At 71.1% G+C, this 14,664-nt stretch carries 3 protein-coding genes (1 of these 3 only partly in view); all 3 read right to left on the reverse strand.

What is annotated here, in order from left to right; translation table 11 throughout:
- Tightly spaced (each overlapping or abutting the next), the 3 genes in view from ABZ738_RS21015 to ABZ738_RS21025 form a layout consistent with a single transcriptional unit that may run on beyond the window.
- Positions 1-6,756: an amino acid adenylation domain-containing protein gene (locus tag ABZ738_RS21015; RefSeq protein ID WP_357215552.1), complete on the reverse strand. Its 6,756-nt coding sequence runs from the start codon at positions 6,754-6,756 to the stop codon at positions 1-3.
- Positions 6,753-11,450 carry an SDR family NAD(P)-dependent oxidoreductase gene (locus ABZ738_RS21020; protein ID WP_357215555.1) on the reverse strand — a complete coding sequence of 1,566 codons (4,698 nt, stop codon included), beginning with the start codon at positions 11,448-11,450 and terminating at the stop codon, positions 6,753-6,755. The genes ABZ738_RS21015 and ABZ738_RS21020 overlap by 4 nt, the downstream gene beginning before the upstream one ends.
- On the reverse strand, positions 11,447-14,664 hold the 3' portion of the coding sequence (locus ABZ738_RS21025; RefSeq protein WP_357215558.1) for an SDR family oxidoreductase. 1,375 nt of this gene lie beyond the right edge of the window; 3,218 of the gene's 4,593 nt are visible here — the last part of the coding sequence; its start codon lies off the right edge, out of view; the stop codon is at positions 11,447-11,449. Before ABZ738_RS21025 ends, ABZ738_RS21020 begins: the two co-directional genes overlap by 4 nt.

Below are 14,664 nucleotides of genomic sequence, written 5' to 3' on the forward strand. Positions count from 1 at the left end.
TCAGATCCCGCCCTCGACGTCCAGCAGGATGTCGGCGAGCACGTCCTGACGGATCGGCGAGGAGACCTGGAAGCCTCTCGGCTCACCGGACCTCAGGGCGTCCCGGACCTCGTGGAACGACTCGTCCAGGGCCGCGATGATCTGCTTGGCGACGCCGCTCGCCTCCCATGCGCGCGGGTACCGCACCTCGATCAGGAGTTCACCCCCGCTGCGGGAGGCGACGATGTCGAGGGCGTACGGCGAGCGGTGTTCCCCGTCGGTGGTGATGTCCAGCGGGAGGTGGGTGAAGGTGATGCCGTCAGCGCTGTCCTGACCGCCCAGGTAGTTGAAGCCGATCTGCGGCCGGACCGCGGTCAGCACGGCCCGTTCCGCGTCCAGGCCGGTGTCGAAGCGCAGCAGGGGGCCGAAGCCGGCACCCTTGTCCGGCAGTCGCTCGAACGACCGCCGCACCGTGTCCACGGTGTCCGCCACACTCTGCTCCACCTGCACCAGGTGCGGGAAGGTGCTGGTGAACCAGCCCACCGTCCGGCTGAGTTCGTGGTCACCCGCGATGGGTTCGCGGCCGTGCCCTTCGAGGGTGAACAGCACCCGCTGCTCGCCGGTCACGGTGGCCAACGCCCGTGCCACCACGGTGAGGACGGTCTCCACCTGGCTCGCGCCGTGCGCCTTCCGTGCGGCGTCGAACAGGGCGAAGTCGTCGGTCTCGGTCAGGCGCACCACCGTCGAGGCGGTCTCGGACCGCTTCACGTCACGCTCGACGAACACCTCGCCCGCCGCACCAGCGCTGCGCGCCAGGTCGAGCCAGTAGGGCAACTGGGCACGGAGGCCGCCGTCCTCGGCGCGCTGCTTGACCTCGCTCGTCCACGCCGGGAACGGCATGGTCTTGGCGGGCAGCTCGGCGTCCGGGTCGACGAGGCAGGTGGCCAGGTCTTCCAAGAGGACGCCCCACGACACCACGTCGACGGCCAGGTGGTGGATGGCGATGGCGAACTGCACGCCCCCCTCCCCCAGCCCGGCGGCGAGGCTGACGACCGGGCCACCGCGCACGTCGACCCGCGCCTGGACCGTCCGCAGGTAGTCCGCCAGGGCCTCGTCGGAGAGACCGGCCGGCGGCCGGTCACCGTGGACGAGCCCCGGGGCGTCGACGTCACGCAGGACCAGAGCACCCTGCTCGTCGACCTCGACGCGGAGCATGTCGTGCTGGCGCACGAGCCGCTGCACCGCGTGTACCAGCCGATCCAGCGACACCGGCTCGGCCGTCGTGACCAGCAGGCACTGGTTGAAGACCCGGTTGTGGGCCTCCGGGTCGTCGAGGAACGCCAGTTGGATCGCGCTCGCCGTGATCGGTCCCGAGAGAGGCTTCTGGTCGTACACCCGCACTCCGGTCCCGGCGCCGGCGGACTCGGACAGCTTCTCCTCCAGCGACCGGATGGTCGCGTTGCCGAGGAGGTCCGCCGCCCGGATCGTGATGTCCTGTTCGCGGAGCCGGGCCACGATCTGGATCGCCTTGATCGAGTCGCCGCCCAGCGCGAAGAAGTCGGCGTCGATGTCCTCCACCGGCACACCGAGCACGTGCTGCCACGCGTCGGCGACCACGCGCAGCGAGTCGGTCTCCGGTGCCACAGCCGTCGCCCCCGCCGTGAAGTCGGGCTTCGGCAGCGCCGCCACGTCGACCTTCCCGCTCGCGTTCAGCGGAACCGTGTCGGCCCTGACGATGAAGGACGGCACCATGTAGTCGGGCAGCCGTCGGGACAGGGCCGCCCGCAGCGCCGGCCCGTGGTCCTGGTCGTCCAGATACCCGACCCAGAGACACAGACTCCGGCTGCCCTCGGTGGTCTCGTACAGTCCCGCGTGCGCCCAGCGGACGAAGGGCTCGTTCAGGGCGACCTGGATGATCTCCGCCAGCTCGATGCGGTAGCCCCTGAGCTTGATCTGCTGGTCGAGGCGGCCGGTGTAGTAGAGCAGACCGTTGGTCTTGAAGGTGACGATGTCGCCGGTCCTGTAGAGCCGCTCCCCCGGTACCGCAGGCGAGTACACGAACCGCTGGGCCGTCATCTCGGGCTGGTTCAGGTAGCCGTCGGACAGGCCGGATCCACCGATGTAGAGCTCGCCGTTGACGCCGACCGGCACCGGCTCCAACCGCTCGTCGAGCACCCACAGCGAGGTGTCGTTGACGGCCGTACCGATCGGGAGGGCGTCGTCGGCGTCCCACACGTCGAGGCGGTGGATGGTCGCGAAGACCGTGGTCTCCGTCGGGCCGTAGGCGTGGCTGATCCGGCCGGGCCCGAGCAGCTCGAACGCCCGCCGGACATGCGCCGGTGAGGCGATCTCGCCGCCGAAGATCACCCTGCGGACGCCGCCGAGCGAGTCCGACGCGTGGTCGATCAGGGCGTTGAACATCGCCGTGGTGATGAAGAAGCTGGTGATCCTGTGCCGCTCGATCGCGGCACCGAGCCGGTCGAGGTCCAGCACGGACGCCTTGTCCAGCAACACCAGCGACGCGCCGTTGGTGAGCGCCCCGAACATGTCGTAGATGGAGCCGTCGAACGAGTAGTCCGAGATCATGAGGAAGACGTCGCTCGGATCAGCGGCGTAGCAGACCGACTGGTGGACCACGCGCAGCACGCTCCGCTGCCGGATCACCGACCCCTTCGGCGCACCGCTGGTCCCGGAGGTGTACATGATGTAGGCCTCGTCCGCGCTGCTGCCCGGTAGCCCCGGGTTCCCGCGCGCGGCCGTCGACTCCGCGAGCTGGTGGACGCCGACGATCCGGAGCCGTTCGGAGACCAGCTCCGCCGCCTGCCCGCTGCGCGCGTCGGAGGTGAGCAGGAGACCGGCCCCCGCGTCCTCGACCATGACCCGCAGCCGCTCGGACGGGAAGTCGGTGTTCAGCGGAAGGTAGAAGCACCCCGCCTTGAGCACACCGAGGATGGCGGCGACCATGTCGATCGAACGGTCCAGCAGCAGCGCCACCGGAGCGCCGGGGGCCACGCCCAGCCGGACCAGACCGTGCGCGATGCGGTTGGCCCTGGCGTTCAGCTCCCCGTACGTCAGGCTCCGGTCGTCCGCGATCAGCGCCGGGCGGCCGGGATCGGCGGCGACGTGCTCCTCGAACAGTCGCGCGATGCTGCGGGTGTCCGGCGTCGGCGCGGGCACCGTCGCGAACGTCCGGATCAGCTCGGCCTCCCGGACGGGGATCAGGTCGAGCGTGCCCACCGGCGTGCCGTCGGCGGCGGCGAGGAAGGACCGGAGCAGCGTCGCGTAGCGCTCCGAGTAGAGCGCCATGGTCTCCTCGCGGAACAGTGCGGTGGAGTACTCCCACTCCAGCAGCAGCGCGCCGTCGGCCTCCCGGGTGCTCAGGGTGATGTCGTACTTGGCGCTGCCGTCGTCGAACGGGAGGATCCGCTCGTCGTCGGGCTCCAGACCCATGTCGGTGTTCTGGTGCACGAAGCAGACGTCGAACAGCGGCCGGCGGCCCGGCACCCGTGGCGGGTTCAGCTCCTCGACCAGGGACTCCAGCGGGTACTCCTGGTGCGCGAACGCCTCCAGCAGGGTGGTCCGCAGGCCGGTGAGGAAGTCGCCGACGCCGGTCGTGGGCGCGGCGGTGACCCGGATGGGCAGCGTGGTGACGAACATGCCCACGAGATCCTGGTAGGCCAGGTCGGGCCGGCCCATCACCGGCGCGCCGATCACGACGTCACCCTGTCCGCTCAGCCGGGACAACACCTGCTGGAACACGCCCAGCAGCACCATGTAGAGGGTGAGGTTGTGGTGGCGGGCGTACCGCTTGGCGGCCTCCAGCGTCTCGCCGTCCACGGACGCGAAGAGCGTCGCGCCCGCCGCCGTGGCGACCTCCGCCCGCTGCCAGTCCGTGGTGAGCTGAAGCGTCGGCGCGCCGTCGGCGAACCGGGCGACCCAGTAGTCGCGGTGCGCCGCCATGCCGGCGCTGTTCTGCCGCTCCAGCAGCCCACGGATCGCCGACCGGTAGCTCACCGGCAACGGCGGCAGCGCGGCCCGGTCCGCGACGGTGCCGAGGTCCCGGAACAGGATGCCCATCGACGTGCCGTCGGTGATGATGTGGTGGATGTCGATCGCCACGCACGACACGCCGTCGTCGAACTCGAAGTAGCCGAAGCGGAACAACGGGGCGCTGTCGAGTCGGAACGGACGCACGAACAGCCGCATCGCCCGGCGGGCTGCGCTCTCGTGGCTCTCACCTGGCGGGAGGGCACCGAGCCGGCGGTGTTCCACCGCGACCGGCACCTCCGCGTGCACCCGCTGGAACGGTTCCCCGTCCCGCAGATGGAACGTCGAGCGGAGGCTGTCGTGCCGTCGTACCAGGACGCGCAGCCACGCCTCCAGCTCGCCGATGTCGAGCGTGCCGGAGCGGATCGTCAGGCCGCTGACGTTGTACGTCACCGACTCCTCGTCGACCTGACTGGAGACGAACATGCTGCGCTGCGCGGCGGTCAGCGGCAGCTCGTAGGACTCCACCACGTGCTCCGCGTGCGCCGGGCGGCGGGCCGCCCCGCTCAGCCGCGACCGGACCAGGTGCTCGTCCACCCCGTGGACCCGGATCACCACGTGCGCGAACTCGTCGAACGTCGGCTTCGCCAGCAGGGTGGTCGGCGGGATCTCGACGTCGAGCACCGCGTTGAGCAACTGCGTGATCTTCACGGACGAGATCGAGTCGCCGCCGAGGGCGAAGAAGTCGTCCGCGCCACGGATCGTCGGGTAGCCGAGGATGCCGGACCACACCCCGGCGATCACCGTGCGGGGCACCGCGTCCGCGTCGGACTCCCGGAGCCCTTCGAGGTGCGGCGGCCGGGACAGGATGCCCCGGAGCCGGTCGACCGGGTCCGCCGGTGCCGACCGCTCCTCGCCGGGAGCCGGCTGCGCCCGGACCGTCTCGTCCCAGTGGCGTACGCGCTGGAACATCTGGGGTGGCATCGGCACCCGCCGCACGTCCGCGTCCCGGTGGAGGCCGGCGAACGGCCGCGCGCGACCCGCCAGGAAGGCGGCGACCGCGTCGCGGAGGTGACCGGGCGTGCCGCCGGACCGGGCCGGCGCGTCCTCGCGCAGTACGACGGCACCGTCCACCGGCGGCGAGTCGTCGACCTGTTCCGGGCGCAGCAGCCGCAGCAACCCGTCGCGCAGACCGGCCCGGCTCTCGCACAGGATGGCCGCCCGCACGGCCTGGTGCTCGCGGCCCACCTGCAGGGTGAAGCACACGTCGGCCAGGCGGAGTTCGGGATGACGGTCGAGGTGCTCCAGATGCCGCGCCGCGGTGCGCGCCAGCAGGTCCTCGGTACGCGCCGAGATCGGGAAGACCTGCGGCGGCGATGCCGGGGCGGGCACCGCCGCGCGGGCGGGCGCCTCCTCCAGCACGACGTGACAGTTCGTCCCGCTCAGGCTGAAGCTGCTCACGCCGGCCCGACGCGGGGTGTCGCCCTGCTCCCACTCGGTGAGCCGGTCGGCGACGTAGACCGGGGCGTTGGCCAGGTCGAGCAGCTCGTTCGGCACGTCGAAGTGGATCGACGGCGGAATGGTTTGACGGTCCAGGCACAACAGGGTCTTGATGAGCGACGCCAGTCCCGCGGCCCCGACGGTGTGGCCGATGTTGGTCTTCACCGAGCCGATCGCGCAGAACTGCCGGCGGCTGGTGAACTCGGCGAAGGCGCTGGTCAGACCCTTGACCTCGATCGGGTCACCCAGCGTGGTACCCGTGCCGTGGGCCTCGATGTAGGACACCGACTCCGGCGCGATCCCGGCCCGCTTCCACGCGCTGACCAGCAGGTTCTTCTGCGCCTGCGCGTTCGGGGCGGTGAGGCCGTTGCTGCGGCCGTCGTTGTTAACCGCGCTGCCGAGGAGCACGCCGTAGACGTGGTCACCGTCGGCCAGCGCACGCGACAGCGGCTTGAGGTAGACCCCGGCCACGCCCTCGCTCCACACCGTGCCGTCGGCCGCCGCGTCGAACGCCCGCACCCGGTGGCCGGCCGACTCGGTCTCGTTGCCGAGGCTGGACGGCGACAGGAACAGGTTGACGGCGGCGACGAACGCGGTGTCGCAATCGCCGTTGCGCAGGGCCTTGATCGCCGCGTCCACCGCGACCAGCCCGGACGAACATCCGGTGTCGACGACGGAGGCCGGTCCGCGAAAGTCGAGCAGGTACGACAGCCGGCTGGCCAGGATCCCCGACCACGAGCCGGTGATGGCCGCGAAGTCCAACTCCGACAGGAACGGCAGATAGGACGTGATCAGCCGGTGCGTGTGATCGTTGCCGACGAAGACGCCGGTCCTCGACCCGTACAACTCGCTCTTGGCGTACCCGGCGTCCTCCATCGTCTCCACCAGCACCTCCAGGAGGTTGCGGTGGTACGGGTCGAGCTGCGTCGCCACGTGCGGCGGGATGCCGAAGTACTCCGCGTCGAACAGATCGATGCGGTCCAGGTAGCCGCCCCGGCGCACGGCCGAGGTGCCGCCCTCGACGCGGCGCAGATCGTCCAGGCGCAGCGGCGGGAAGTCACCGATCGACTCCCGGCCCTCCACCAGGTTGCGCCAGAACTGCTCCTTGTCCGACGCCCCGGGAAATCGGCAGGCCATGCCGACGACGGCGACGCGGTCGTCGGCGTCCCGGCCCTCGTCTCCGATCGCCCGGATGAACTCCTTCGCCCGGTCGACGTCCAGCGCCTCCTGCTTGACCTGCATGAGCAGGTACCGCAGCAGGTCCTTCCTCAGCTCGGCGTTCGACGTCATCCCTGGTTCCTCCCCGCACCGCCGGTCTCGGCGGCGAACATGGTGGTGAGCTCCGCGTCGCCGATCTCTGCCAGGACGTCCTGCAGCGACTGGTCCATCTCTCCGAGGTGCGCCGCGCCCGGCGCGGCCGGACCGGACTCCGCCGCGACGCGCTCGTCGATGTAGCCGGCGAGGCTGACGACGCTCGCGTAGGAGTAGAGGTCGGCGATGTCGATCCGACCGGGATAGACGTCCTCGATCTTCTGCAACAGCTGCGCCGTCATCAGCGAGTTCCCGCCGAGGTCCTGGAAGCTCTCATGGGCGTCGACCTCCGTCATGCCGAGAACCGCGCCGTAGACCGCGCCGATCCTCAGCTGGGTCTGGTTCGGGTCGGACAGGCCGACGACACGGACCTCGGCCGCCTCGCCGTCGGCGGACGACCCGCCCGTGCCCGCCCGCGCGACGGCGGCGGCGACGTCCTCGTCGAGCAGGAAGGGCATCTCGTCCAGTTGTTCGCGCAGCGCCCCGAGGTCGAACCGGGTGGGGACGACGCCGTCGGCCGGGGCGCGCAGGAAGTGGCCGAGCCAGGCCAGGCCGTCCTTCACGGTGAGGGCGCGGAACGGCGAGTCGCCGTCACCGATCCCGTACCGCACGGCCATGCCGACCTCGGACCACGTCGGCCAGTTGATCGACAGCGCGCGCACGCCCTCGGCGCGCGCACGCACGGCCAGGGAGTCCATGAACGCGTTGGCGCTGCAGTAGTCACCCTGCCCCTGCCCGCCGACGATCGCGGTGATGGACGAGAAGAACACCAGAAACGCGCCGGGGTGTTCCTTCGCCAACTCCGTGAGGGCGAGACTGCCGTCGACCTTGGACGCCAGTACGGCGTCGAAGGCCGGACGGGGCTTGGTGGCCAGGAACCCGTCACCCGCCACGCCCGCGGCGTGGACGATGCCGCCGAGGGTGACCGACTCCTCCCGCAGGCGCGCGGCCAGCGCGCGCACCTCGGCCTCCCGCGACACGTCGCACAGGGCGTACTCGGCGCCGACGATCTTCTCGACACGCCGCGCGGTCTCCTCGGCCAGGGGCCTGCGACCCAGCAGGATGACCCGCTCGGCGCCCTCGCGGACCATCTCCTCGGCGACGCTCAGGCCGAGGCCACCCGCACCGCCGGTGACCACGAACGTCCCACCCCGGTACGGCGACTCGCCCGCCTCGTCTGGCGCCTCGGCGTACCGCAGGCGCCGCAGGTGGGTCTGCGTACCGCGCACCGCCCGCAGCACGCCGCCCGCGCCGCCCAACGACTCCCGGACGAGGAGGTCCAGGTCCACGTCCGCCCCCGCGTCCAGCACGTCCACCAGCAGATGCCGGTGCTCCTGCCCGACCACCTGGGCGAGCGCCTCGGTGGCGGCGGAGTACGGATCGGTGACACCGTCCCCGGCCCCGACCTGCCAGGCGTGTCGACCGAGGACCTTCAGACCACGGGCGAGTTTGACCCGGTGCGCCACGAAGGCGCGGTACAGCTCGAACAGCGCGTCCACACCGGTTGCCCGCCGCTGCCTGTGGGTGAGCGCCGCCTCGTCGGTGTGCTCGGGCGCGGTGAAGTCGGTGGCGAACAGGACGCCGTCGACCCCCTCCTGCCGCAGCCGTTCGGCCAGCGGCCCCGCGCCGTCCTCGTGCAGGGCGAACACGTGGCGACCCTGGTCGGTCCGCTCGCCGACGTAACACGGGACGACCCGGTGTCCCTGCGCCTCGACCGCGGCGACCAGCCGCCGGCCGGCCGGGTTGTCCAGCACCACCGGCGCCCACACCTCGCCGCCGGCCGCGTCGGCCGGTACCCGTGGCACCGACAGCCACTCGACCTGGAGGAAGCGGCGCGGTCCCGAAAGGCTGAACCGCCGCCAGTCGACCTTCTTCACCGTGTAGTCGGTGATGCGCGCGAACACCTCACCGTCGACGTCGACGAGATCCACGTCGTAGGTGATGGTCTCGCCCTCGTCGCTGTCGTCGCGGACGGTACGGATCAGCGAGTAGAACGTCTCCGGCATCGGCCGGCGCAGCACGAAGCTCTTGTACATGTACGGCAGGAACGTCTCGCCACTGTTCTGCGAGATGAGGTTCACCGCGTTGTCGAGCTTGGCCGGGTGCAGCCCGAACGTCTCGCTCGGCACGCCCTGCGGTAGGCGCAGCAGGGTCAACGCACCGGCTTCGTGTCGCCACACCGCCCGCACGTTGTCCCAGCGCGCACCGAACTGGAACACACCCGTGTCGGTCTCGGTGGGGTACGGGTCGGTCACCTCGATCGCGGCGGCCTGCTGGGCCTCGATGTCGACCGACGCCAACGGGCCGGCGTCACCCAGCGGGCCGATCCGACCCTCGACGTGAGTGACCCACTCGCCCTCCTGCGCACTGGCCACCTGGAAGGAGTAACCCCGCTCCAGCCGGTCCAGCCGGGTACGCACGGTCGCCTCCTCCCCCTCCTCGACGGCGAGGGGGACGAGGAAGAACACGTTCTCGAACCGCATGCTGCCGGTGTTCTCCACCGCGGCCAGCGCGGCCCGCGCCATCTCCAGGTACGTCGTGCCGGGCACCACGGGCCGGTGCTCGATGCGGTGGTCGGAGAGCACCCAGTGCCGGTCGACGGACAGCCGGTTCTCGAACACGACCGTGCTGTCCGAGCGGCTGATCTCCGTGCCCAGCAGGGGGTTGGTCTCGCCTGCGCCGAAGCTCCGCACGCTCGTGTGCATGGGCTTGGCCCAGTGCCGGATCCTCTCGAACGGGTAGGTGGGCAGGGGCACCCGCTGACGCGGCTCGTCGGCGTAGAACTCGGCGAACTCGACGCGGGCGCCACGGACGTACGCGTCGGCCAACGCGGTGAGGGCGGCGGCGTCACCCCGCGAGCGGTACTCGGCGAGTGTGGCGTTGGCCGAGTCGGAGAGCCGCTTGCCGGTCTGGGCGGTGATGTCGCCGGGACGCAGATCGCCTCTCTTGTCGCTGACCACGGCGTGCACGCCGTGGTGGATGCCCTGCTGCGCGTCGGTGCCGGGGCCGTGCCGCCGGAGCCGGTCGACCGACTCGGCCAACTGCGCCTTCGTCGCCGCGATGATCATCACGCGGTGTTCGTGGTGGCCTCGACCGACGTTGGACGTGTAGCAGATGTCGGCGAGCGACCAGGGGCTGTCCGCCAGCACGGCCGCGTACCCGTCGAGGAGTGCGGTCAGCCCCGCCTCGGTCTTGGCGCTGACCGTGAGACAGTAACGCTCCCGCGACTGCGGCGCGGCGCGGTAGCGGGGCGCCTCCTCCAGCACCATGTGGCAGTTCGTGCGGATGAAACCGAACGAGCTGATCCCGGCCCGACGGGGTTCGCCGTCGGTGTCCCAGGGCATGAGCCGGTCGTTGACGTACAGCGGGCTGTCGGTGAAGTCGATGTAGGGGTTGGGCACGTCGAAGTTCGACGAGGGCGCCAACAGGCCGGATTCGAGCGACCTGACGACCTTCGCCAGCGAGGCCGACCCGGAGGCGGCCACCATGTGGCCCATCGTGGTCTTCAGGGATCCGATGCCGCAGAACTGCTTGCGGTCGGTGTGCCGGCGGAACGCGTTGGTCAGCCCCTTGACCTCGATCGGGTCACCGAGGACGGTCCCGGTGCCGTGGGCCTCCACGTACGTGATCGTCTCCGCCGGCACGTTCGCCTTGGCCCAGGCGTCGAGGATGACCCGCTCCTGCATCAGCGCGTTGGGCGCGGTGATGCTGTTCGACGTGCCGTCGTTGTTGACGGCGGAGGCCTTGATGACGGCGCGCACGTGGTCGCGGTCGGCCAGCGCCTTCTTCAGCGGCTTGAGCAGCACGATGCCGGCACCTTCGCCCCACAGCGTGCCGTTCGCGCGGGCGTCGAAGGTGCGCACGCTGTCGTCGCCGGAGACGACGTTGTCCATCGTCGCGCCGGACAGGAAGCTGGTCTTCGGCTCGCCGCCGGAGGACAGGTTGATGCCGCCGGCCAGGGCCATGTCGCACTCGCCGAGCAGCAGCGACTGGATGGCCTGGTGGACGCTGACGCTGCCGGCGGAGCACGCGGTGTCGGTCATGATGCAGGGGCCCTTGAGGTCCAGCAGGTAGGAGATGCGGCTGGCGACCATCCCCTCCCACGAGCCGGAGAGCTGCATCGGGTGCCGCTCGGAGAACATCCGGTAGTAGGAGTAGTTCGACTGGTCGCGGCCGAGGAACACCCCGGTCCTCGACCCGATCGCGCTCTCGCCGCCGTAGCCGGCGTTCTCCAGCGCCTCGTACGCCACCTCGAGCGCGATGCGCTGGTTCGGGTCCATGTAGTCCGCTTCGAGCGGGGGGATGCCGAAGAACCGCGAGTCGAAGTGGTCGATCCGGTCCAGGTAACCGCTCACCGAGTAGAGCCGGTCGAGGTCGGCCTCGTCGACCGGCCGACCCAGCATGACCTCCGCGTAGTACGGGTTGCGGAGGATGTCGTACATGTCCTCCTTGCGGGACTGCGGATAGTCCCGGATGCAGTCCCGGCTCACCTTGAGGAAGTCCCAGAACTGGTCGACGTTCGTGGCCTCGGCGAAGCGACCGGCCAGTCCGATGACCGCGATGTCCTCGTGCAGGTTCGCCTCGGACAGTTCGCGCAGCAGCCGCTTGGTGCGCTCCCGGTCGATCTGCTTGTTGACGAATTGCTCGAGGATGAAATCCTTCACGCTGCTCATCTGGTGTCCGTTCCCTCGAGAAGGCCCCGCCTGCCGTCGACCGTGATCGCGCCCTGTTCCAGCAGGTCCAGCAGTTTGTCGATGTCGCCCTCGTCCGCCTCGGCGGCCGATGACGGCCCTTCGGCGGTCGGCTCGTCCGGGTGCAGCCTGGCCTTCAGGCAGGCCACCTGAGCGGCGACGGTGGTGTGGCGGAAGAGGTCCGTGATGTCCATCAGACCGGGGTACCGCTCGTCGTAGAGCTTCAACATCTGCGCCGTCAGCAGCGAGTTGCCGCCGAGGTCACCGAAGTCCTCGTACGCGTCGAGCACGTCGAGGTCGAGCGCTTCCGCCCAGATCTGCGCGACACCCCGTTCGAGGTCGCCGAACTCGGCGAGCCCGTGCAACTCGACGGAACGCCCGACCGCGCTCCGCCCGGCGTCCGAGGACGCCTGCCGGGTCGTCCTCCTCATCCGGCCGGGCATGAGCGCCGCCGGGCGCCCACCGGCGCTCATCAGGGCGTCGAGCAGGTCCACCGCCTCGGCGGTGTCCAGCGGCGGGAACAACTCGTCCTCGTCGGCCGCGTCCATCCGCCGGGCGATGCCGATCTCGCGCCACGCCGGCCACTGGACACTCAGGCCGGGCAGCCGCTCGCGGTCGCGGTACTGCGCCAGGCTGTCCAACACCAGGTTCGCCGCCGTGTAGTCGGACTGGCCCGGGTTGAGCAGGAGCCCGGCGATGCTGGAGAACGCGACGAAGTAGTCGGGCCGGTCGGCCAGGGTCGCCTCGTGCAGGTGCACCCCGCCCAGCGCCTTGGGCCGGTAGACCTCCATGAACTCGTCGAGGTTCTTCGTGTACAGGAAGCCGACACCGGGCCGCCCGGCGAGGTGCAGCACCCCGGAGATCCGGCCGTGCCGCGCGCGGAGGTCCCGCACCATCGCCTCGACCGCCTGCCGGTCACCCAGGTCGAGCCGGACCACCTCGAACACGTCCAGGTCGCGCGCGAACTCCGACCACTCCGGCCGGGTGCCGGCCGCGCGGTCGGACCCCAGCAGAACGAGTCGACGCACGCCCCGCCGGATCAGGTTCCGCGCCACGGCGGTGCCGAGGTCACCGGTGCCGCCCGACATGACCGTCACCCCGTCACCGCCGGGCAGCGGCGTCCGCTCGTCACCGGGCAGCGCCCGCTCACCGGCGGACGACGGGATCGGGTGCCGCTTCACCTGCGGCTCGTACGGACGCCCGTCGCGGTAGAGCAGGAACGGCGGCCGATCGGCACTGGTGGCCTCACCCACCAGCAGCACCGGCCCGGTGTCCTCGTCGCTGTCGACACACCGGATCCCGAGCGCCTTGTACTCCAGGGCCGCGACACGCATCATCCCGAGCAGACCGGCCTGCCCGGGGTGCAGCGCGGACTCGTCGCCGGTGACCGCCAGCGCGTTGTGCGTCAGGACCAGCAGGCCGTCGGCGAACGTGACCTGCCGCTCCGAGATGAGCTTGAGCAGGCCCAATGCCCGTTCGACCGGCTCGCCGGTGGCATCGGCCAGCGGGGCGCCCTCGGCCGGGAGGCAGGCCAGCACGCCGAAGGCGAACTCGCGCCGCTCCCCCAGCCGCTCGTCGCCGACCGCGTCGGCCACACCGGACACGTGGACGCAGTCGTAACCGGACGCTGCGAGGTGATCCCGGACGCCGGTGAACGTGGTGCCGAAGTCTCCGCAGAGCAGCACGGTCCCGGTGCCCTGCGGTGGCGACGCGGGCAAAGCGACCCGACGGTAGGTCTGGACGTACCCGTACTCGCCGGACCCCGTCACATCGAGGTCGACCGCCGACTTGATGCAGTAGTTGTCGACCGTCAGCAGCACCCGGCCGGCCGGGTCGACCACGGTCACGTCGAACGCGTACAACGCACCGGCCACGGACTCGGGCCGCCGACGGAAGTGGGCGAGCACCCGGGCCGGCAGCGAGTCGCGGACGGTCAGCACCCCGTAGGAGAACGGCAGATACAGCCGTTCCTGGTCGTAGACGTTGCTCGGCGCGTTGATGACGGTGTCGAACAGCGAGGGGTGCAGGACGTAGTCCGACAGCTCGGACCGGTACCGCGACGGCAGCGCGAACTCGTACAGCAGCTCGGTCGACTCCGCGTCGGCGTGCCCGGCGCCCAGCGTCGCGGTCCACCGCTCGCTGACGTCCAGCCCCTTCGCGTGATCGGAACCCTCCGGCTCCCGCAGCGGCCGGTCCAACCGCCGCCGCAGGCCCTCCACGTCCAGCGTCGCGACCGGCTCGACGACGGCGTCGCGGACCAGGTCGGCGCGGGCGTTCTCCACCCACTCACCGTCGGCGCCCCGACTGGCGATGGTGACGGCGGTGAGGTCGCCCGCGCTCTCGAAGATGACGTGCACCTCCTTCTCCTCGCCGTCGGCCACCGCCAGCGGCATGGCGAAGAGGACGTTGCGCAGCGTCACCGCCGATTCGGCCAGGCCGAGCCGCCGCGCCGACGTCACGACCATCTCGACCAGCCCGGTTCCGGGCAGCACGCTGACCCCGTGGATGCGGTGTTCGGCCAGTTCCCAGAAGCGTTCGGGGGTCAGCCGGCACACCACGATGTCGCGGTGCAGCGAACGCACCACGTCCGCGCCGTCGACCAGACCCCGCCGTGCCTGGTCGACGGCGTCGATCCAGCACGGGGTCTGCGCGAACGGGTACGTCGGCAGCGACGTCCGGCGCGCGCCCGCCGGGGCGGCCCGCTGCCAGTCGACCTCCGCACCCCGGGCGTAGAGGGACGCCAACCGGCGCAGCGCGGCGCGGTCGGTCGCACCGAGGGTCGCCGCCGCCTCCCGGTTCAGCTCGTCGTGTTCGGAGTGCAGCAGGTCGTGCGGCTCCCGCTTGTCGCCACGCTCCAGTACCAGGCGGAACGCGCCCCGGCTCAGGTCCGGACCTGCGGCACCGACGTCGCCGTCCTGGAGGAACCGGGCCAGCAACGCGTCGAGTTCCGCCCGGTTCTCGAAGACGAACGCGGCGCGTACGCCATGGTGCAACCGGCCGACCGACGCGGTGAAGGCGAGGTCGGCGAGGTCCGTCTCGGGCCGGGCCAGGACCTCGCGGTAACGCTCGGCGAGCCTGGTCAGGCCCGGGGCGTCGGGAGCGCTCAGCGGCAGCAGGAAGCAGGACGGCGAGCCCCCGCTGGGCCGTGCGCCGACCGGGTCCGCGCTGCGCAGCACGAGGTGGCAGTTCGTCCCGC

Origin of the sequence: Micromonospora sp. NPDC047793 (assembly GCF_040642635.1) — a bacterium.
In the GTDB taxonomy this organism is placed as follows: Bacteria; Actinomycetota; Actinomycetes; order Mycobacteriales; family Micromonosporaceae; genus Micromonospora.

Bases quoted from the DNA above. Each gene is read 5' to 3' on its own strand.
- ABZ738_RS21015 (WP_357215552.1), bottom strand. From the start codon at position 6,756: ATGACGTCGAACGCCGAGCTGAGGAAGGACCTGCTGCGGTACCTGCTC.
- ABZ738_RS21020 (WP_357215555.1), bottom strand. From the start codon at position 11,450: ATGAGCAGCGTGAAGGATTTCATCCTCGAGCAATTCGTCAACAAGCAG.